Origin of the sequence: Sneathiella sedimenti (assembly GCF_017313765.1) — a bacterium.
Lineage (GTDB): Bacteria > Pseudomonadota > Alphaproteobacteria > Sneathiellales > Sneathiellaceae > Sneathiella > Sneathiella sedimenti.
Window position 1 is genome coordinate 183,797 of sequence record NZ_JAFLNC010000001.1, and the last position, 20,167, is coordinate 203,963.

The 20,167-nt window shown below is 53.7% G+C and carries 16 protein-coding genes; 8 read left to right on the forward strand and 8 right to left on the reverse strand.

Annotated elements, in window-relative coordinates; genetic code table 11:
• Positions 1 to 9: 9 nt before the first annotated feature.
• The 4 genes from J0X12_RS00880 (at position 10) to J0X12_RS00895 (ending at position 7,271) form a co-directional block, all read left to right on the forward strand.
• Positions 10 to 1,140, forward strand: a complete 1,131-nt coding sequence (locus J0X12_RS00880; RefSeq protein WP_207041010.1) for an efflux RND transporter periplasmic adaptor subunit — start codon at positions 10 to 12, stop codon at positions 1,138 to 1,140.
• Positions 1,140 to 4,262, forward strand: coding sequence for an efflux RND transporter permease subunit (locus J0X12_RS00885; protein WP_207041012.1), 3,123 nt, complete (start codon positions 1,140 to 1,142; stop codon positions 4,260 to 4,262). The genes J0X12_RS00880 and J0X12_RS00885 overlap by 1 nt, the downstream gene beginning before the upstream one ends.
• An 11-nt stretch (positions 4,263 to 4,273) precedes the next feature.
• On the forward strand, positions 4,274 to 6,592 hold the full coding sequence (locus J0X12_RS00890) for a heavy metal translocating P-type ATPase (RefSeq protein WP_207041014.1): 2,319 nt from the start codon (positions 4,274 to 4,276) through the stop codon (positions 6,590 to 6,592).
• Between the two features lie 94 nt (positions 6,593 to 6,686).
• Positions 6,687 to 7,271 (forward strand): HdeD family acid-resistance protein, encoded by a 585-nt coding sequence (locus tag J0X12_RS00895; protein WP_207042913.1) that lies wholly within the window; start codon positions 6,687 to 6,689, stop codon positions 7,269 to 7,271.
• Positions 7,272 to 7,281: 10 nt separating this feature from the next.
• Here J0X12_RS00895 and J0X12_RS00900 read toward each other — a convergent pair whose 3' ends face one another.
• On the reverse strand, positions 7,282 to 8,196 hold the full coding sequence (locus tag J0X12_RS00900) for an HAD-IIA family hydrolase (RefSeq protein WP_207041016.1): 915 nt from the start codon (positions 8,194 to 8,196) through the stop codon (positions 7,282 to 7,284).
• A 105-nt stretch (positions 8,197 to 8,301) separates the two neighbouring features.
• Between J0X12_RS00900 and J0X12_RS00905 the strand changes: the two genes are divergently transcribed.
• Positions 8,302 to 9,036, forward strand: coding sequence for an SDR family NAD(P)-dependent oxidoreductase (locus tag J0X12_RS00905; protein WP_207041018.1), 735 nt, complete (start codon positions 8,302 to 8,304; stop codon positions 9,034 to 9,036).
• Between the two features lie 35 nt (positions 9,037 to 9,071).
• Positions 9,072 to 9,851 (forward strand): SDR family NAD(P)-dependent oxidoreductase, encoded by a 780-nt coding sequence (locus tag J0X12_RS00910; RefSeq protein WP_207041020.1) that lies wholly within the window; start codon positions 9,072 to 9,074, stop codon positions 9,849 to 9,851.
• Between the two features lie 112 nt (positions 9,852 to 9,963).
• On the opposite strand, the gene J0X12_RS00915 is transcribed toward J0X12_RS00910, so the two are convergent.
• The 3 genes from J0X12_RS00915 to J0X12_RS00925 are packed head-to-tail and all read right to left on the reverse strand — an operon-like array spanning position 9,964 to position 12,217.
• A complete protein-coding gene (locus tag J0X12_RS00915) occupies positions 9,964 to 10,425 on the reverse strand; it encodes an FAS1-like dehydratase domain-containing protein (RefSeq protein ID WP_207041022.1) in 462 nt (153 codons plus the stop codon).
• A gap of 46 nt (positions 10,426 to 10,471) precedes the next feature.
• On the reverse strand, positions 10,472 to 11,704 hold the full coding sequence (locus tag J0X12_RS00920; protein WP_207041024.1) for an MFS transporter: 1,233 nt from the start codon (positions 11,702 to 11,704) through the stop codon (positions 10,472 to 10,474).
• Positions 11,705 to 11,707: 3 nt separating this feature from the next.
• Positions 11,708 to 12,217 (reverse strand): nuclear transport factor 2 family protein, encoded by a 510-nt coding sequence (locus J0X12_RS00925; RefSeq protein WP_207041027.1) that lies wholly within the window; start codon positions 12,215 to 12,217, stop codon positions 11,708 to 11,710.
• Positions 12,218 to 12,308: 91 nt separating this feature from the next.
• Between J0X12_RS00925 and J0X12_RS00930 the strand changes: the two genes are divergently transcribed.
• On the forward strand, positions 12,309 to 13,091 hold the full coding sequence (locus J0X12_RS00930) for an enoyl-CoA hydratase/isomerase family protein (RefSeq protein ID WP_207041029.1): 783 nt from the start codon (positions 12,309 to 12,311) through the stop codon (positions 13,089 to 13,091).
• A gap of 44 nt (positions 13,092 to 13,135) precedes the next feature.
• Here the strand turns inward: J0X12_RS00930 and J0X12_RS00935 are convergent, their stop codons facing one another.
• The 4 genes from J0X12_RS00935 to J0X12_RS00950 form a co-directional block, all read right to left on the reverse strand.
• Positions 13,136 to 14,113 (reverse strand): NAD(P)H-dependent flavin oxidoreductase, encoded by a 978-nt coding sequence (locus J0X12_RS00935; protein WP_207041031.1) that lies wholly within the window; start codon positions 14,111 to 14,113, stop codon positions 13,136 to 13,138.
• Positions 14,114 to 14,261: 148 nt separating this feature from the next.
• On the reverse strand, positions 14,262 to 15,932 hold the full coding sequence (locus J0X12_RS00940; RefSeq protein ID WP_207041033.1) for an acyl-CoA dehydrogenase family protein: 1,671 nt from the start codon (positions 15,930 to 15,932) through the stop codon (positions 14,262 to 14,264).
• A 56-nt stretch (positions 15,933 to 15,988) separates the two neighbouring features.
• Entirely contained in the window at positions 15,989 to 17,875 is a 1,887-nt protein-coding gene (locus tag J0X12_RS00945) for an acyl-CoA synthetase (protein ID WP_207041035.1), read from the reverse strand.
• Between the two features lie 148 nt (positions 17,876 to 18,023).
• Positions 18,024 to 18,860 (reverse strand): polysaccharide deacetylase family protein, encoded by an 837-nt coding sequence (locus tag J0X12_RS00950; RefSeq protein WP_207041037.1) that lies wholly within the window; start codon positions 18,858 to 18,860, stop codon positions 18,024 to 18,026.
• A gap of 119 nt (positions 18,861 to 18,979) precedes the next feature.
• Between J0X12_RS00950 and J0X12_RS00955 the strand changes: the two genes are divergently transcribed.
• Complete coding sequence (locus J0X12_RS00955; RefSeq protein ID WP_207041039.1) at positions 18,980 to 20,038, forward strand: carbohydrate kinase family protein; 1,059 nt, start codon at positions 18,980 to 18,982, stop codon at positions 20,036 to 20,038.
• The last annotated feature ends 129 nt before the right edge of the window (positions 20,039 to 20,167 follow it).

Here is a 20,167-nt window from a genome sequence, read left to right on the forward strand (position 1 = left end):
GGGGGGCCTATGCGGCGCGTAACCTATGCTCTTTTGTTGGCCGTCCTGGCGACATTCCACATCCTAATAATGGCGGAAACGGGTTTTGCGCAATCGTCTGCGGGAGCAAAGCCTCCTGCTCCTGCTGTACTAGTCGCCAAGGTAGTGGAAAAAAACATTACCGATCAATCCGTTTTCTTTGGCCGGGTCGAGGCCACGGCACGCGTTCAAATCAATGCGCGGATAGAAGGCTATCTTGCGGAGGTTGCTTTCGTGGAGGGTAGCTCCGTCAAGGAAGGTGATCTTCTTTTCAAGATCGAAAAAGCCGTCTATGAGGCGAATGTCGCTCAGGCGCGAGCCAACCTAGCGAGCGCCGAGGCAGCCTCGAAACTCGCGAGACTGGACTATGAGAGATCCAAAGAACTTGTCGTCCGCAAGACAGTCTCCCAGGCACAGCTCGACAAGGATTTGGCCCAGTATGAAGAAGCACAGGCCAATGTCGCCGCCCGCAAGGCGGAACTCTCTCTTGCGGAAATCGACCTGGGATATACGGATATCCGGGCACCGATTGATGGGCGGATCGGTAAAGCAAATGAAACCAAGGGGTCACTGGTCGGCCCAACCGGTAAACCTCTGGCTCTATTGGTTGCACAAGACCCTATTCACGTAGCGTGGCCGGTGCCGGACCGGCTGTATATTGAAGTCACCAAGAGCGGTCTCAACTCCACAGACGTCAACGTCAAGTTAAGGCTACCGGATGGGACCATGTACGATAAGGTCGGGCGTATTATTTATGCAGATCCCAGTGCCAATGAAGCCACAAATACCATTACAGTACGCGCGGAATTTCCAAATCCGGACATGCTGCTGGTTGATCAACAGCTTGTCAGTGTCATTATAGAGAGCAAAGAGACACAGAAGCATCTCGTCATCCCGCAGGATGCCCTCCTTCTGGATCAACAGGGCCCCTATGTCTTTGTCGTCGATCCAGAAAATAAAGTCGAAGTAAAACGCATCACGACCGGAGCTCAAAAAGGCCTCTCCCTTGTTGTGACAAAGGGCCTCGAACTAGGTGACCGTGTTATTACGGCAGGTCAGCAAAAGGTCCGGGCCGGAGTCACGGTTACCCCCCAACTCGCTGACCAGAGCGAGGGGAACTGATGATCTTTGATTTTTTTATCCGCCGCCCGAAATTCGCGATGGTGATTTCCATCGTGATTGTCCTGGCGGGGATTTTGTCGATGTTTGTTATTCCGGTATCCCAATACCCGGATATCACCCCACCAACCGTTCAAGTAACCACCGCCTATTCGGGTGCCAACTCAAGGGTGGTTGCTGACTCGGTCGCGCAACCCATTGAAAGCGCCGTCAATGGCGTCGACCACATGATTTATATGTCGTCTGGATCTAATTCCGATGGCACCTATGCGCTGACAATTTCCTTTGAAGTGGGTACCGACCCCGACCTCGCTACGGTGAACACTCAGACCCGGGTAAGCCAGGCCCTTTCCTCTTTGCCAGATACAGTCCAGCAGAGCGGCGTGACCGTCCAGAAACAGTCCAACTCAATCCTGCAGATTTTTGGCTTCTTTTCTGACGATGCCAGCCTCGATCAGCTTTTTATCGGTAATTATCTGACCATCAATGTGGTGGATCAACTAAAGCGGCTACCGGGCGTCGGCAATGCCCAAATTCTGGGCTCCTCTTCATACGCGATGAGGATCTGGATAAATAATCCGACATTGATGTCCAATCTGAAACTGACCAATCGGGACATCATATCTGCCATTCAAAACCAGAATATTCAGGCCCCTGCCGGACGGATTGGGGCGCCACCGATTTCCGACCAACAGAGTTTGCAATTAACGGTTAACGCAAAGGGACGCCTATCAACTGCGGAAGAGTTCGGAAACATAATTCTACGCGCTCAGGATGATGGATCGATAATTCGTATCAAGGATGTTGCACGCGTTGAACTGGGCGCCGAAAGCTCACAAACACAGCTGAAGCTCGGCAATGCTGAAGCGGCAGGCGTCGCAATTTACCTTTCTCCAGGAGCGAACGCTGTGATTACGGCAACCGCGGTGGAAGAAAAAATCGCGGAGCTTGCCGAGAGGTTCCCCGCGAGCATGGTCTATCATAAACTCGTCGACAGCTCTGCTTTTGTCGATGATATGATCTATAAGGTGATCGAGACGCTGATCGAGGCATTTATTCTCGTTGGCATCGTGGTGTTTGTCTTTCTCGGTCGGTTCCGAGCCACACTTATTCCTCTGTTTGCAGTACCGGTTGCGATTATCGGCGCCATCGCGGTTATTTACGCATTTGGCTATACGGCGAATATAATCTCCCTACTCGCCCTGGTGCTGGCAATCGGCATTGTCGTCGATGACGCTATCATCGTTGTCGAGAATGTAGAGCGGGTGATGGAGGAAGAACCACATTTATCGCCGGCCAAAGCCGCCCATAAGGCAATGACTGAAATCGCGGGGTCCATTATTGCCATTACGTTTGTGTTGCTAGCGGTGTTTATTCCCGTGGCCGTGCTTCCGGGATCGTCAGGCGTGCTGTTCCGGCAATTTGCTCTCGCGATCTCATCCGCCATGGTCATTTCCGCCATTAATGCCCTTACCCTTTCCCCGGCCCTTTGCGCCCTGTTCCTGCGGCCTGGCAAGCCCGTCGTCTTTATGCGGCCCGTCACCGCCGCGATTAACCGCATTGGAGACGGTTACGCCGGGCTTATCAAGAAGCTCGTTCGGGTATCTGCACTATCTATCGCCGTTGCTATCGGCATTGGACTTATCTCCGGATACGGGATCTCGTCAACACCAGCCGGCTTCGTTCCCGAGGAAGACAAAGGCTATGTTATGATTGTCTTCCAGCTCCCGGCAGGGGCATCGTTCAATCGCACGGAAAAAGTCGCCGAAAAAGTTGTTGAAGCGATCAAAGGGGACCCGGCCGTTCAATTGGTCGGGCAGGTTTCCGGCCTTGATCTTCTAAGCAACAGCAATGCGTCCAATGCCGGCGTTGTCTTCTTGAACCTCAAGCCCTATTCAGAACGCAAGTCACCGGAATTGAGTGCGACCGCCGTTTTACAACGGGCGCTGCCTAAGCTTGCCGGCATTGCAGAAGCTGCCTTTATCCCCCTCAATCCTCCCGCCATTGATGGCATGGGAAGTGCCGGCGGGTTTCAATATGTCCTTCAGGCCCAGCAAGGGCAGGCGCCATCTGAAATGGGTGCCGTGCTTCGCAATCTTGTTGTCGAAGCCAATCAGAATCCCAACATTGCTAGCGCTTTTTCGACGTTCGAAGCGAATACGCCGCAGGTTGCGCTTGACCTGGACAGGGATAAGGCGAAGACACTGGGTGTCGAGATTTCGGACGTATTTAGTGCCCTGCAAAGTCAGCTAGGGGGCTATTACGTCAACGATTTCAATCTGTTTGGCAGAACATGGACCGTATATGTTCAAGGCAGCGAGGAATACCGCTCCAGGATCGAGGACATTTACGACATCCAGGTTCGCAATTCCTCCGGCGAGATGGTGCCCGTTTCCAGCTTTGCAGAGGCACGGCTGGATAGTGGTCCGCGCCAAATCACCCGGTACAATAATTATGAAGCCGCTTCGATTTATGGGAATCCGATGCCGGGTGCCGGGCTGGGTGTTGCCATGACCGATATGCAGGAAATTTCGGCGAGTGAATTACCGAGCGGATATGCCTTTGAATGGACAGGTCTGGCCCTGCAGCAAGTGGAAGCCGCAGGTAAAACGACGCTCGTCATCAGCCTTGCCTTTGTTTTTGCCTATCTTTTCCTGGTCGCGTTATATGAAAGCTGGAGCATTCCACTGGCGATCCTGTCGTCCGTCGTTGTGGCAGTTTTCGGAGCGGTTGCCGGCATTCGGATCGCCGGGCTTTCCTTCGACCTGTATGCGCAAATCGGCATTGTTGTCCTGATCGCCTTGGCGGCCAAGAATGCCATTCTGGTCAACACCTTCGCCCTGGAGCAACGAAATACCGGCAAGTCTCTCTCAGAATCCGCGGCGGACGGAGCCCGCTTGCGATTCCGCCCCGTCATGATGACAAGCTTTGCCTTTATTATGGGGCTGGTGCCGCTGGTTATCGCCTCCGGCGCCGGAGCAGGGGCAATGGTCGCCCTCGGTGTACCGGTTTTTTCTGGAATGCTGGCCGCAACAACGGTTGGAATGCTGCTGATCCCCATGTTATATGTCGCTTTCCAGTGGCTGCGAGAAAAAACAGGCTGGAGACCCATCGTCGAAAGATAAGGACTGCTTCCATGAATAACGTCCACGCTACACCGGCAATTGACCCGGTATGTGGCATGAATGTGGTACCTGACTCTGGCAAACCGAGCCATGTCCACAATAATGAGACATATCATTTCTGTTCGCAAAAATGTCACGATAAGTTCGTCGCTGATCCGTATTTTTACCTAAGCGGCAATCATAAAAAGCGCAAAAAAACAGCGACCACGGCATCTGAATATACCTGCCCGATGCATCCTGAGATCGTGCAGGACCATCCTGGCGATTGTCCAAAATGCGGGATGGCGCTCGAGCCGAAAGGCGTACCCAGAGTGGATGACGGCCCGAATGAAGAACTGGTCGATTTCACGCGCCGTTTCTGGGTGAGTACAGCGCTCGCCCTGCCACTACTGATCCTCACAATGGGTGAGATGGTGGGCCTGTCGTTCGAAAGATGGGTTGACGCGAAGCTCTCAACATGGATCCAGCTGGTTCTCGCGACACCGGTTGTCCTCTGGGCGGCCATTCCCTTTTTCAAGCGTGGCTGGTCATCGATTATCAACCACAGTCCAAACATGTGGACCCTGATCATGCTCGGCGTTGCCGCCGCCTATGGATTTAGCGTTGTTGCCACATTATTCCCGGCGAGTTTTCCGGCCTCCTTCCAGTCAGATCACGGTGTCGTCCCGGTTTATTTTGAGGCCGCCGCAGTTATCATAGCGCTGGTCTTTTTGGGACAGGTTCTTGAGCTCCGTGCGCGTGAGCAGACCGGCTCCGCGATCAAGGCGCTTCTTGATCTTGCCCCGAAATCAGCCCGGCGGATCAATCCGGACGGTTCCGAACATGACGTTCCGCTTGAAAACATTCTTGAAGGGGACAAGCTGCGTGTGCGTCCGGGCGAGAGCATTCCAGTGGACGGAATCGTGCTGGAAGGTCGCTCCTCCGTTGATGAAAGCATGATCAGCGGAGAACCTGTCCCCGTTGAAAAAAACGAAGGGGACAATCTCACGGGCGGTACACTGAATGCGACGGGATCATTGGTCATGAAAGCCGAGCTCGTCGGGGCGGATACCATGCTCTCGAAGATTGTTGAGATGGTTGCCTCTGCCCAGCGGTCCCGCGCGCCTATTCAGGGGATGGCTGACAGGGTTGCTGCGTGGTTTGTTCCTAGCGTCGTCATCGTCGCCGTTATCTCATTTATCGTTTGGGCAGCTTTCGGCCCCTCCCCTGCCATGATCCACGCGATTGTTGCCGCCGTGTCCGTTCTGATTATCGCCTGCCCCTGTGCGCTCGGCCTTGCGACACCTATGTCAATCATGACCGCAACAGGACGCGGCGCCAATGCGGGAGTCCTCATTCGAGATGCGGAAGCATTGGAACGTTTCGCGGCCGTTGACGTGCTGGTGGTAGATAAAACCGGCACATTGACAGAGGGGCGCCCGAAAGTTACCGACGTCATCAGCTTCGATGACCAGGATGAGAACACCCTTCTCGCCATCGCCGCCGGGCTTGAAAAAGGATCAGAGCATCCACTTGCCGAAGCAATCATATCGGGAGCAAAGGAACGTGGGCTCGACATCCCCACTGCTTCTGACTTCAATGCCGTAACCGGTAAGGGCGTCGAAGGCCGCGTTAACGGGAAAAGGGTGACCCTCGGGAACAGGGCCATGATGGAACGGCAGAAGCTTGATCTGTCAGAAATCGAATCCAGAGCGGCGGAACTTCAAAATGAAGGCAAGACGGTAATGTATGTGACACGCGAGGGTGCCCTTGCCGGAATTGTCGCGGTTGCCGATCCGGTCAAGGAAACAACGCAAGCGGCAATCGACGCTCTGCACGACCTCGGGATCAAGATCATCATGGCAACAGGTGATAATGAACGCACGGCAAAGGCCGTCGCCGCCCGGCTCGGGATTGATGATATTCATGCCGACGCACTACCGGAAAACAAAAAGGCCTTAATCGAGGACCTTCGGGAAAAAGGCCATCACATCGCAATGGCCGGAGATGGCGTCAATGATGCCCCTGCCCTCGCCGTTGCGGATGTTGGCATCGCCATGGGTACGGGTGCGGATGTCGCGATGGAGAGTGCCGGTATTACGCTGGTCAAGGGCGATCTCACCGGCATTGTGCGCGCCCGCAAGCTGGCAGTTGGGACGCTTCGTAATATCAAGCAGAACCTGTTCTTTGCCTTCGCCTATAACGGCCTGGGCATCCCAATCGCCGCGGGAATTCTCTACCCGTTCACGGGGACCTTGCTTTCACCGATGATTGCCGCCGCCGCGATGAGCCTGTCTTCGGTTTCAGTTATTTCAAACGCGCTCCGGCTTCGCACAATCAAATTGAACTAGGAGGGCCGAGACTACGGGGCCATCCTCACTTGATTTGGCCTTTGGCGTCCGTATAGTGCAGAAGAGTAGTGTCTGGTACCCGAAGGAGAGCAAGATGAGTGACAATATGCAGCCAAAGCTTGAGGAAATGAGGCAACTCGTCGCTATTGAACTGGCGAAGCATTGGAAAATGTTTCTATTCCAAGGACTGCTCTTCAGCCTGTTGGGAGCCGCCGCGATCCTCGTCCCACAGGTCGCAACACTGGTTGTAGATTTGTTTGTCGGCTGGATTCTTGTGTTTGGGGGCATTATTCGGGCGTTGACCCTCTTTCGGTCACGCAGTCTTCCTGGAACTGTCTGGTCCCTTCTCGCGTCGGTTCTGGCGATTGTCCTGGGCCTCCTGCTGGTCCTAAAACCAGCGGAGGGGGTCATGACGCTTACCATGGTAATGGTCGCATTCTTTATCATTCAGGGACTTTTCTCAATTCTTCTCGCGCTTCAGTTCAGAGCCCATATCCGAAGCTGGGGCTGGACATTGATAAGCGGGGCCGTTGACCTCGTTCTCGCTTACTTGATCTGGCGTGGCTGGCCAGACACGGCTAGCTGGGCAATCGGCCTGTTGGTCGGAATCAACATGCTGTTCGCGGGCATGGCCCTGATCTTCACTGCACTTTCTGCCCGCAACAGCGCGCCGGATTGACCATAGTATTCTAGGTTGTTGCCGCGATAAAATCAGGGACAATTCCGGATCGAGCGATCAATTCGGGAATATCCAGCCCCTTGAGAAGCCCATGTCCCGTCACCAGCACGGTACGCACGCCGGCCGCCGCACCGCCCAGAATATCGGTATGCAGCGTATCGCCCACCATGGCGATGCGCCGTCGATCTATTCCCGCAAGTGCTGACGACTTTAATGCGCGGTCAAACACGTCCGAAAAGGGCTTCCCATAGAAATGCGGCACGATGCCTGACTGGTCGGCAATTTCATGTGAGAAAAAGCCGGGTTCCAGTGATAATCCACCTTCACGCGGCGCAACCAGATCCGGATTACCGACAAGCAGAGGACGGGGATTTCTTTGAATTGAGTGCTGCAGGCGACCTTGCCGCTCCTCTGTCCATTCCGATGAACTAAGAAATAGAAACGCATCCACGTTCTCGTAGTCGGACGGATTATCCCCAAGCAGCCGGGTGGCACGGGGAAGTTCTGCCAGGCCAGATTGAGCAGTCGCGGCGACACCCCAAATATAGTCCCTTGGATATAGGTCCAGCGCGGCAATCGCCGCATCGCGGCTTGAGATAACCTGCTCCTTATCCAGATCGAACCCAAGCCCGCGATATTTCTCAATCGCCTTGGTGGCATCATAGGTTGCACTATTGGTAAGCACGACGACCTGTTTCCCAAGACGCTTGAATGTTTCCAGCCTCCGGGCCGCACCCGGTATCGCGCTTTCCCCGACATTCAACACCCCGAACGCATCCAGGAGAAAAACATCGATCTCGTCGATGAGACTTTCGAGATTCTCTATGTCGATGCTCTCGGTTGGAAACTGCGCCATCGGAAGACGAGGCCGGACTGCTTCATACCGGTCAAATATTTCTGTGGCGGTAACGGCGGGAAACGACATTTTACAAGATCACCTTTGGAAGACGCGGGACAGATTAAGTTATGCTTTACTAGATCGCATATTAAACCGTAGAGTTTATAAAAAATAAGAAAAAGGGAGAAACATGTGAACGATCTGGATTTCACAGGAAAAACAGCACTAGTCGTCGGCGGTTCCAGCGGGATCGGCAATGGCATTGCCCATGCACTGAAGGACCGCGGGGCGGAAGTATATGTGTGGGGCACCCGTGCCAGCGCAGCGGACTATGACGGTACGGATGGTTCGGACCTCACAGGTCTTCATTATGAACAGATGGACGTCAGCGATTATCAGGCTATCGCCGACTATGAACCGGGATTTGATAAACTAGACATGCTGATCCTGTCACAGGGTATTGTGGTCTACAGGCGAGGCGAGTTTGAAATGCCGGGCTGGTTGAAGGTTATCGACACGAACCTCAACAGCCTGATGGCCTGTGCATCTAAATTTCACGATATGCTGGCCGAAACAAGCGGATCCCTCGTTATTATCAGTTCCACGGCCGGATATCACGCAACGAAAGGCAATCCTGCCTATAACGCCTCCAAGACCGGCGCAATCGGGTTGACCCGAACTCTGGGGCAGGCGTGGGCCGGAGACGGCATTCGGGTAAACGGGGTTGCACCCGGACTTGTGGACACCAAGCTGACCAAGGTAACGACGCAGAACTCGAAACGCCGTGATGCAGCAATCTCGACAATCCCCCAGGGACGTCTTGGCACCCCGGAGGATATTGCCGGCGCGGTGATGTACCTCGTATCCCCGCTTGCAAGCTATGTGGTGGGCCAAACGATTGTCGTTGACGGCGGGCTTATTCTCTAGCTTTGACGGAACTATAATAAAAAAGGAACAAATGAATGGCCAAACTTTCAAAACTCAGCCGATCGATCGCCGGAAAAACCGCACTTGTGACGGGCGCGGCAAGCGGAATGGGCCGCGCAACTGCGCATCTCTTTGCCGATGAAGGGGCAAATGTTGCGGTGACCGACCTCACGGAAGAAGGTGTTCAGAAGGTCGTTGATGAAATCCGCAACGCCGGTGGATCGGCCGAAGGATGGGTACTCGACGTTGCCAACAAAGAACAGATTGAAACCGTTGTTACGGCTATCGCGGACCACTTTGGCGCGCTTGACATCCTGATCAATAATGCCGGGTTCTCTCACCATATGTCGGTTGAGGACGACGGGTTCGAGGAGAACTGGCAGCGACATATGGATGTCCTCCTGACCGCACATGTCCGTCTGGTCCGGGCAGCCTTGCCACATCTTAAAACGTCCGGTGCCGGACGGATTGTCAATATTGCCTCTACTGAAGGCCTTGGTGCCACACCAGAGATTGCGCCCTACACCTCTGCCAAGCATGGGGTTATCGGCCTCACCCGCTCCCTCGCCGTGGAACTGCCAAAATACGGCATTACAGTCAATTGCATCTGCCCAGGTGCGATACACACCGGCATTACGGCCCGTATCAAGGATGAACATAAGGAGATTTTCTCGCGGCGGCGTATCCCGCTGAAGCGATACGGGGTACCGGAGGAAGTCGCGCACGCAACCCTGAGTCTGGTTTTACCAGCGTCCTCCTATATCAATGGTGTTGCGTTACCGGTGGATGCGGGACTAACGATCAAAAATGCATAAGATCTGTCACTAGAACACAGGGGCTTGTTTTCTAAGCGGCCAATATTCTAGGCTATCTTTTTGAAAACAAGCTCTTACGCGTCTTCCGACCCCCGTTATGCATCATTCATCTTTAATGTGCACTGCGGCATTTAATCATGCGTAGCGGCGTATACTCGATTACCACTTCGCCCTTCTGGTTGATGATTTTATTACGCGTGCGCACAAGTCCTCTTGTTCCTTTTTTTGTCAGGCGTGCCTCGATCACCTCGCATTCCACATGAATTGTGTCTCCGGCGAAAACGGGCGCGCGCACGTCAAGTTCCATATTCAGAAATGCCAACCCCGTGTGCTGCATGGTCGACTGAACGAGCAGCCCTTCCGCAATCGTGTAGGCGAGTGCGCCTGGCGCCACTCGGCCACGAATGTCCGAATGCTCATTCAGATATTCCATATCCGTGAATAAAACCTCGGTCATGCCGGTGCAGTTGATGAAATTAACAATATCCGCTTCTGTCACCGTGCGGCCGATCGTCATGAACTGCCGTCCCAGCGGCAGTTCCTCATAGTGTAGTCCCAGTCCAACGATCTCCATTTTCTCTCCTTTTTATTATTAAGTTGGCATTTTGTTTTTACGTTGTTTAATCCATAGACGGTTTCGCGACAATAAGCCAAAGCCCACTGAGAAAAACGATTGCCGCCATCAAGCTATAGGCCTGCCAATAATGGTTCATGTCGCCTACGATAAGCCCAAATATTGTGGGCAAAATAAGCACACCGGCGAACATGGCGCTCGATCCTAGTGCCGTCGCTTCTGTCCGATATTGCCCCCCGAAAGCCGCATAGGCACCGTAGGCGATACCGGTAAACCCACTTGCAGTCGCTCCTGCAAAAACTGCGACGAGAAGTATAGCCCAGATCGGCCATACTTCGGACATCTGCCCGGCCGCAACTGCGGTGGCGGCCATGACAAAACCCAACAAGCCGAGCAACCTGATGGACGAGATATAACGATCCGCCAACCACCCCCAAAGAGGACGGCTGGTAACGCCAGCGATTTGATAGAGTGCCAGCACCTGACCGGCTGCAACCAGGTCCAAGCCTGTTCTACTGGTAAGATGCAGGGCCATAAAACCGATAAAGCAGAGCTGAACGCCGGCATATGAAAAGCTGGCAAGCGCAAGCAGCCGCATAAGGGTATTATCACGCAGGAGATAAAGCGGTCGCCACAGCTCCCCCCGAAACAAACGATGTGCGCTATTTTTGTCCCTGTCCCAGCTTTTACGGTATATCTGAAATGACAGGATAAGCAGGATCGCGGGGATAATCTGGGCCCAGAAAGCAATCCGCCAGCCAAGATTAACGGCAAACACGGGCAACAGTAGTGCTCCAATTACCCCACCCAACGGCACTCCGATCTGCCGGATTGAAAAGACGAGATTGAGTACCTTGGGGTTTGTGCGTGGAATCAAAAGATGGGTTGAGACAGGGGCTGTCGCTCCATATCCAATACCGAGAACAAATGCACAGAGCGCCAGCGCATTAAAGCCGCCCGAGCCCGCGATGACGAGCATGGCCACAACGCCCAGCATGACAAACTGTGCCACCCGTACCGCACCAAACTTCTGTATAAAATCCGGCGACAACAGAGCCGAAAAAATGCCGATTCCATAAACGGTGGAGACAAAAAATCCGATAAGATGGCCATCAACGCCGAGATCTTCGGCAATTTTCGGCGCAAGTGTGGGCGCAGAAAACGCTGCCATCGTTGCCAGGGTCTGCATGGCAATTGTGAGCGTCAAGGGCCCGTAGGGAATGCCTCGTGCCATTCCCTCTTTTTCCGCTGACCCGCCGTCGCGGCTGGACGACACCATGCTCTAAGTTCCGTCTTTCCACGACCCTTTCGAGCGGGCTAAATACTCTTTGGTCTCAGGCTGTTCAATCAACATCCGGCCCCATTTCGCGCAGACTTTAGCGAGGCGTTCAGGCTGGACACCCAGCTGTGCCATCGCGACGCCGCCATTAACGGATTCGCGATAGTCGGAAATCAATCCGTCCCTTAGTTCAAATCGGCTCATTCCGTCGATAACGACCCGCTTTCCCGCGAACTCCGGCACCGTCGAGGTAAAACTTGAAAGCGACCAGGCATACGCAAGGTTTCCATCGCAAATGGGGTCGAACATTTCCCAGCGATAATCTTCGCCGGCATCGCGATGAAACTGATCTGACATCATATGGGCGATTTCCGCACGCCCCTGATGATTGCCATAGACATAGTCGTGATAGATGCCATCCTCGGTGAAGCAGGCGGCAAAGGCCTCCCCGTCGCCGGCTTCCGCAGCACTCGAAAAACGTTTTAGAAACTCTCGAAATTCGGGCGTATTCATTTATTGCCTCTTTTTATTGTTTTTCTCACCACAGCATGCTTTATGATAAACATTCAATCCAGAAAATAAGTAAAAAAAAGCGATTTGACCAATGAACGAATTCTCCCTGCTCCACTATATCGTGGAAGATGGAATTGCCGATATTATTCTCGACAACCCCCCGGCCAATGTCATCACCCCGCAAATGACAACAGAATATTTCGCAGCGCTCGACCGGGCAAATGCGGATCCGGACGTCAGAATTATTATTATATCGGGTAAGGGCAAGGGATTGTCAGGCGGTGTTGATCTGAAACTACTGGATACCTATGGCCCAACTGACATGAAAGCCTTTCTGTCCAGATTCTATGTCGAGATGATTGACAAGGTTCGGGCTTTGTCAAAACCAATTATGGCGTCAGTGCATGGATATGCGATGGAAGGCGCCTGTACCCTCGCCTTTGCCTGCGATATGGTGATAGCGTCCTCGGATGCGAAATTTGGCTATCCGGGCGTCCCCAATCTGGCGGCACCTCCTGGCATGCATGTCTGGTTTCTGCAGCGTCTGATCGGCCGAATGAAAGCTGCGGAGTTGATCTATACAGGTGATACCATTTCCGCCGTTGATGCAGAGCGTTTGGGCATGATTACCCGTGTTGTTGCACCGGAAGACCTCACGTCGGAAAGCCGAAAACTAGCGAAAAAAGTAGCGGAAATGTCCCCTGTCGGGCTGAAAGCCGCACGTGAATTGATCTATCGCATGGAGAATATGGACTTCAAAACCGTTCCGGGCACCGCGCTTGATGCAGTTGCGCTTGCGTTTGCATCCGAGGACAGCAAAGAAGCCCGCCGGGCCTTTGTCGAGAAACGGAAACCTGTCTGGACGGGGAAATAGGGCTGAAAATTCACTGGAACTTTCAGCCCGGGACCTAGTATCGGTTAGGCGGACATGAGATTGCCGAGGCGACCTCTGATAATCTCCTCTGCCTCGCCCATAATCCGGTCGATCAATTCCTTGCATGTCGGATTGTCGTGTATGAGGCCGGCAACCATGCCGCAGCTCCAGGCACCCGCGTCCATATCACCTTCCTGCATCACTTTCGGATAGACACCGCCCACCAGAGCAACAATGTCCTCGATTTTGGTGTTGGCACCCTTCTCACGTTCTATCTCGAGAACCTTTTCGACCGCGGGGTTGTCAAGAACACGTTCGGTATTGCGCAGTGGACGCATGATCAGTCGAGTGTCCAGTTCCGACGCAGCGATGATGGCATCTTTCACATTCTGATGGATAGGAGCTTCTTTCGTCACCATGAACCGAGTGCCCATATTGATGCCGTCCGCGCCCAGCGCCAGGGCAGCAACAAGCTGTTGGGCATTGCCCATCCCGCCTGAGGCAACAAACGGTACTTCCAGTTCTTCCGCCGCGCGCGGCAGCAGGATCATGTTCGGAATATCGTCTTCCCCCGGATGTCCGCCACATTCGAAGCCGTCCACACTGACCGCATCGCAGCCGATCCTCTGGGCCTTTAACGAATGCCGAACTGAGGTACATTTATGAATGACCTTGATACCGGCATCTTTCAACGCAGGCATATAGGCTTCCGGGCTGCGGCCCGCAGTTTCAACGATTTTAACACCGCCCTTGACGATCGCCTCGATATATTCCGGATAAGGCGGCGCGGCAAAGCTCGGCAGGAACGTCAAGTTCACGCCAAAAGGCTTGTCTGTCATATCCTTGCAGCGCGCGATCTCATTCGCAAGATCGGCCGGTGTTTTCTGAGTTAGTCCCGTAATAATGCCGAGCCCGCCTGCATTTGAGACGGCGGCGGCAAGTTCAGCGAGGCCGACATAATGCATTCCTCCTTGGATGATCGGGTGCTCAATGCCAAAGAGTTCGGTTATTTTTGTTTTCATGGGTGCCTCCAGTTGATTGTTTTTTGTTCTTTATAGGAAGCGATCGCTTACACTGCAACAACGAGTCGTAAGTAGCTATCCTTATGGCCTGCTATTTAACGGTCTGTTCTTTCAATTGGCAATAACCTATTGCCATTTTTACCAAAAATCACAATGTCGCGCCGGCCCGAACAAGAATCGCATCGAAATCAGTCTTTTCCGACAATGTCCCGTATGCTCCTGACCAACAATCTCCAAGACGCGAGGCACAGAATGCGTCGGACACCGCTGCGGGCGCATGCTGTACAAGTAAGGCCGCCTGCCAAGCCAGGGCCATCATTTCCGTGATCCGCCGGGCGCGGGTTTCAAAACCGCCGGTTTCCGAAACCTCGGCTTTCAGGCGGGCAATATGGCTGTCGAGAAGGCGGTTGCCGCCTTTCGCTTGCTCAAGCTCCGCAAAAAAAGCGGGAAGTGTGCCAGAATCCTTATACAATGCGCGCAGCACATCGAGGCAGATCACGTTACCCGACCCTTCCCAGATGCTGTTGACCGGTGCCTCCCTATAAAGGCGCGGCAGGATGCTTTCCTCGATATATCCGGGACCGCCGTGGCATTCCATCGCCTCATAGACATGGCCTGGCGTCCGTTTACAGATCCAGTATTTACCAACCGCCGTCCCGAGGCGCGCAAGCGCCGCTTCCGCTGGATCTGTCTCTCCCGCACCGATCGCACGGCCAAGACGCAGAAAGAGGGTTGTCGCGGCCTCCGATTCCAGCGCGAGATCAGCGAGCACATTTTGCATCAACGGCTGCTGGATCAGCTTCTTCTGAAAAGCCGAGCGATAACTTGCATGGTGAATTGCTTGGGTCAGCGCCTGGCGCATCAACGCCGCGGAGCCGACAGCGCAGTAATAACGCGTCCCCTGCACCATCTCGATGATTGTGGGTACGCCTCGTCCTTCTTCTCCCACCATCAGGCCCCAGGCATCGACGAACTCCATCTCGCTTGAGGCGTTGGATTTGTTCCCGAGCTTGTCCTTCAAACGCTGGATATACAGCCCATTGCGCGTACCATCGGGCCGCCATCTGGGCAAAAGGAAACAGCTGAGACCATTTTCCGTGTAGGCAAGAGACAGAAAGGCATCCGACATCGGGGCCGAACAGAAAAACTTGTGCCCGGTCAGGATGTAGGCGCCGCCGGGGCCCGTAGCGGATCCTTCCGGCCGCGCTTTCGTGGAATTGGCACGTACGTCGGAGCCGCCCTGCTTCTCCGTCATGAACATCCCCATGGTAATGCTCTTCTTCTCACTTGCCGGGATATCGCGCGGGTCATACTCCTTGGCAAGCAGGCGAGGAATCCACTCCTCGGCTATTTCCGGCGTGGTTTTGAGGGCGGGCACCACCGCATAGCTCATCGCCATCGGACAAAGAACACCACCTTCTACCTGATTGAGGAGATAGGAGAGCGCGCCATGGGCCACATGATTTCCAGCCCGCGGGTTGTTCCAGGCAAAACTTGGTACATCATTGGCGATCGCAAGCTCCATCAGATTATGGTAGGCGGGATGAAAGGTCACCTGATTGATCCGCATCCCATTCCGGTCAAAGGCTTTCATTTCAGGCGGATAGCGGTTGGCCTGATTGGCCCATTCTAGCGTTTCCTCGGACCCTGCTTTCATGGCAAAATTGATGACTTCCCGCTCGGCCCATCCTGCGCCCTCGCGCAGCAACCCTTCCTGCAACGGCAAGTCTTTGCCGTAAAGAGCCTGATCGCCCAAAACAGGAGGTACGTTAGTTACCTCATGTGTTGGCAAGCTGGAAATCGGGCTGCGGATAGTCATTACGAGTCTCCTTTTCACGAAAAAGCGCGATGATCCTCTTTATATGGGGCACATTATCAATCCAGCCAAACCACTTCGTGGCGGAGCGTATAGGGGCCAAGTTTAGCGGCAATCTGCTCACCAAGCGTTGTTTTATCCCCACCGGTGACGGAAATCGTCGCCACACTGCCATGCACTGGATGGTTATCGACACTCACCGCGATCACCGCGCCACTGGCACGGAGTGGTTCAAGTTCTGCGGAAAAAACCTTCACCGCTGCATCGTGACGTAATGCCGGCTTAAAAATTTTGCCAACACCAGTGAGCGGCATCGCATCGATAATCGTGAGATCGGCGGGATTGGCGGCTCTCTCCGGGATCCGCTCACGGGCAAAGTCCTTGAGCTCTTCCGGTGTCGACGTCGCACCCGGATTGAGCTGGACGTATGCCACCGGTATTTCTCCAGCGTATGTATCCGGGCGTCCTATGGCCGCGGCAAGCTCAACAGCGGGATGTTCGTGCAGGGCTTCTTCTATAATGGAGGGGTCGATATTATGGCCGCTCCTGATGATAATATCCTTCGCGCGACCGGTGAGCCAGATATAGCCCTCGGCATCAATGCGGCCAAGGTCGCCTGAGCGAAACCATCCATCCTTTGTAAAGGCGGACTGATTATAGGCTGACTGTACATAGCCGGGCATCACGCAGCCGCCCTTCATGATGATCTCCCCGATTTCATCGGGCTCGGCAAATCGCTCGATAGTTCCGCTTTCATCGATATGGGCCGCCTCTATATCAACAAACGGCAACCGCAGCCCGACCGATCCGAACCGTGCTTCGCCATTTTGCGGCTGCATGGTTGTAAAGGACGTTACCTCCGTCATGCCGTACCCTTCGAGCATTGGCACCTTGGAAAGGTCACTAATCGCCTTCAAAACCTCAATCGGTGCCGCGGACCCGCCAGTGAGCCCCGCCCGGAGCGTGCTGATATCGGCATCCCCGACCGGGATGTTCAGCAGCGCGGACATCATTGTCGGCACGCCGCCAAGCACCGTGATGCCGTATTTCTCAACCAGTCGCCAGTAATTGCCGATAACCTGCGGATCACGAAACCCCTGCGGGCTTGCTAAGACCAAGGTCGCGCCATTTAACATGGGGACAAGACCAACAACGATTGATCCGCTGATATGAAACATAGGCAACCCGGCCAGCAGGCAATCCGCATCTGAATATCCAAGACCAAAGCCGCTAATCGCAACCTGGGAAAGCTGCATTCTGTTTGTATGCGGGGCAAGCTTTGGAACCCCGGTTGTCCCCCCCGTATGATAATAACCGACGATATCGTCCGGTGAGTCATTTCGCGGGCCATTGATCGTGCTAGCATCCTGCTTGGCGATCATTTCGTCATACGGAAATATCTTTCTGCCATCGCATTCCGCCCCGCCACCCAGAACATATACCGCCTTGAGATTGGGCATTCGCTCGATTACGTAGGCCGCCTTCTCCCATAATTCGGGGCTGAGGGCCCGTCCCGTTGCGATGATGATGGTGGCGTTTGCCGCTTCGGCAATGCCAAGAATATGTTTCGGTTCCAGCAAGGGGTTAACGGCATTTACTGTTCCGACCGTCTCGGCGCCCAGCATCGTGAAATAGGCTTGTGGACACAGCGGAATGAGATATGTAACCGTCTCCCCTTTCTTGAGACCTGCAGAAATAAACAGATTGGCGGTCTGATTGACCTTGGCAAGTAATTCGCGATAGGTGATTACCTTGCCGTCCCCCATTGGATCTCCGGGCGGCAGAGCGATCAGGGCCGGCTTTTCTGCATATTGATCGACCGCTGTGCAAAAGGCTTCATAAACATTCTGAAACGGCACCCATTTTTCAATCGGCGTTTTCTCAAATTCCTCTACATCCGCGAGGCTGACAAACGGCAAATTAAATTTGCTGATGGCTTCCACCATTCTTCTTCTCCCATAATTCTCCCATTATTTTTTTCGAGGATGTTGTGCCATCCTTCTTTTGACTTTCATGATGCCAGATACAAGACAGGATACAATTGAAATTTATACCAAATGAGGCGCGTTTAATGTCTGCGTTCCGGGATCCGGACTACTCCGCGCTTTCCCGTTGCTTATATTCCGTGAGCGCTTCCTCCATGGTCAGGAATCTTGCACCACGGTCCATAAGTTCCACAATCAACTTCTCCAGCATTAACATGCGGTGCCCGCGGCCAATGCAAAACGGATGGCAGGTGTAGGTAAGAATGCCCCAGTCGAGTTTCTGCTGCAGATAGTCGAAATCGCCCAACCAGTTTTCCAGGACATCACTTGTGGAACGCAATCCCGGCAAAACAGAGTTCTTGTTGCGAACATATTCGAAATGGGGAAAGTCGTCCGTGGACCAGCTTATTGGCATTTCAATTAGTTCTGTCGGCGGACCGAAATCAACCCGCGCATCCTGATGAACGCGGTCCCCTCTGCGAACAGGATATGGCGCATAATCGTTCCCCATCATGCTGCTATCATATTGGAATCCCTCTTCAAGCAGCAGCTCAACGCTATGGGCGCTCAAATCCCAGGATGGGGAACGATAGCCGCGTGCTTTCTGGCCAGTCAGCTTCTGGATTGCCTCGTTTCCAAGGATAAGCTGTTCACGCTCCTCTTCCCGCGAAAGACTGGCTGGCGGGATATGGGACCAGCCATGATGACCTATTTCATGACCACCGGCGGCAATCTTCTCGCAAATTTCCGGATAGCTGTACAGGGTCACGCCGGGGATAAACCAGCTGCTCTTGATGTTATATTCTCGCAACAAATCGAGTATGCGCGGGGCCCCCACGGCCCCGAACTCGCCGCGGGACATCAGGGTCGGCGTCGTCCGGCCCTTCACGATCCAGCTTGAAACGGCATCGAAATCAAATGAAAGGCAAACAATATAAGGGCTCATGTTTTATCCTCGCCCGCTGCACCGAAAGGTGTTTATTTTTTCAAAACAGGCTACATTGCTATATCAATCTTCGCAATAGCCCGAACATTGCGAACAAATGGCAGGGTTAAGTTAGTAGTATGAAAAATTTCACTCAATTGAACGCTCTCACCATTGGCTCCGCCACCATCGATGTTATTGCGTCGGTCGACGATCAGGATATTGAGCGAATGACCATGCATAACGCCACATCGTCCTTTCTGCTGCTTGAGGAAGGACGAAAGATAGACGTGAGTTCCATCAAGTCTTCTGTTGGAGGCGGCGGAACAAATTCCGCAGTTGCCCTGGCCCGCCTTGGATACCAGACAGGCACTCTCGTGCGCGTTGGCAAGGATCTTGAAGGGGAGAAAATTCGGGAAGTACTGGAATCGGAGGCGATTGATACAAGCCTGATGATAGAGGATGGCGTACTGCCTACCGGTCAGGCGATCATGGTCATGTCGCATGTTCGCAATCCTACAATTTTTACGAACCGTGGCGCGAATACTGCCCTCCGCGAGGATGAGATTGAGCAGACTCTCTTTCACAAAAAGAACCTTGTCTACATCGCCAGCCTGTCCGGCAACTCCGCGGCGTGCCTGACAAAAATTGCCCGACTTGCAAAAGAAGCAGGAGCCTTTGTTGCGACAAATCCCGGCATCCGCCAAATTACCTATTGGGCCGGAGATATTATCGAAGCATTGTCCTATGTCGACCTGCTCTCCATCAATGCGGTTGAGGCAGAACAGCTTGCGCTTGCGCTGTTACCGAAAGGGCAGCCCCGGACAGATAAAAAGCCCTCCGGAGACGGGCCGGCTCTACTGGAAAAAGGTCTGGGTGGACGATCTTTCGAGAGTTTCATTCAAGAAGTCTGCAGGATCGGACCGAAAATTGTTCTCGTAACCAACGGCGCAGAGGGGGCGTACGCAGGTACAGCTAATGGCGTTCATTTCCACCCGGCGGGAAAATCCGAAGTAAGCAATACGGCGGGGGCCGGGGATGCCTTTGCAACAACCTTTTCTGCCTATGCAGCCATTGGCGAGGATCTGGATATGTGTCTCCAAGCTGCGACAGCGAACGCCCTTTCCGTTATCGCGGCGCCTGATACGCATAGTGGATTACTCAAGAAAGAAAAGTTAGATGCGGCTATTCGTGACTGATTTCACATTTACGGAAACCGGCATCAGCCTGACAGGTTTTCGTGTAGCACCGGAAGAGGTAAAAGGATAAGCTTCCACTTATGCTCAGAAAGCACTTAATTGCCGTGGCTTTCCAACAAGCCGTGATCA

Bases quoted from the DNA above. Each gene is read 5' to 3' on its own strand.
- J0X12_RS00915 (WP_207041022.1), bottom strand. From the start codon at position 10,425: ATGGAGATCGTTGGACTGGGACTACACTATGAGGAACTGCCGCTGGGA.
- J0X12_RS00895 (WP_207042913.1), top strand. From the start codon at position 6,687: ATGAGTGACAATATGCAGCCAAAGCTTGAGGAAATGAGGCAACTCGTC.
- J0X12_RS00910 (WP_207041020.1), top strand. From the start codon at position 9,072: ATGGCCAAACTTTCAAAACTCAGCCGATCGATCGCCGGAAAAACCGCA.
- J0X12_RS00880 (WP_207041010.1), top strand. From the start codon at position 10: ATGCGGCGCGTAACCTATGCTCTTTTGTTGGCCGTCCTGGCGACATTC.
- J0X12_RS00955 (WP_207041039.1), top strand. From the start codon at position 18,980: ATGAAAAATTTCACTCAATTGAACGCTCTCACCATTGGCTCCGCCACC.
- J0X12_RS00930 (WP_207041029.1), top strand. From the start codon at position 12,309: ATGAACGAATTCTCCCTGCTCCACTATATCGTGGAAGATGGAATTGCC.
- J0X12_RS00920 (WP_207041024.1), bottom strand. From the start codon at position 11,704: ATGGTGTCGTCCAGCCGCGACGGCGGGTCAGCGGAAAAAGAGGGAATG.
- J0X12_RS00925 (WP_207041027.1), bottom strand. From the start codon at position 12,217: ATGAATACGCCCGAATTTCGAGAGTTTCTAAAACGTTTTTCGAGTGCT.
- J0X12_RS00950 (WP_207041037.1), bottom strand. From the start codon at position 18,860: ATGAGCCCTTATATTGTTTGCCTTTCATTTGATTTCGATGCCGTTTCA.
- J0X12_RS00940 (WP_207041033.1), bottom strand. From the start codon at position 15,932: ATGACTATCCGCAGCCCGATTTCCAGCTTGCCAACACATGAGGTAACT.
- J0X12_RS00890 (WP_207041014.1), top strand. From the start codon at position 4,274: ATGAATAACGTCCACGCTACACCGGCAATTGACCCGGTATGTGGCATG.
- J0X12_RS00885 (WP_207041012.1), top strand. From the start codon at position 1,140: ATGATCTTTGATTTTTTTATCCGCCGCCCGAAATTCGCGATGGTGATT.
- J0X12_RS00945 (WP_207041035.1), bottom strand. From the start codon at position 17,875: ATGGTGGAAGCCATCAGCAAATTTAATTTGCCGTTTGTCAGCCTCGCG.
- J0X12_RS00900 (WP_207041016.1), bottom strand. From the start codon at position 8,196: ATGTCGTTTCCCGCCGTTACCGCCACAGAAATATTTGACCGGTATGAA.
- J0X12_RS00935 (WP_207041031.1), bottom strand. From the start codon at position 14,113: ATGAAAACAAAAATAACCGAACTCTTTGGCATTGAGCACCCGATCATC.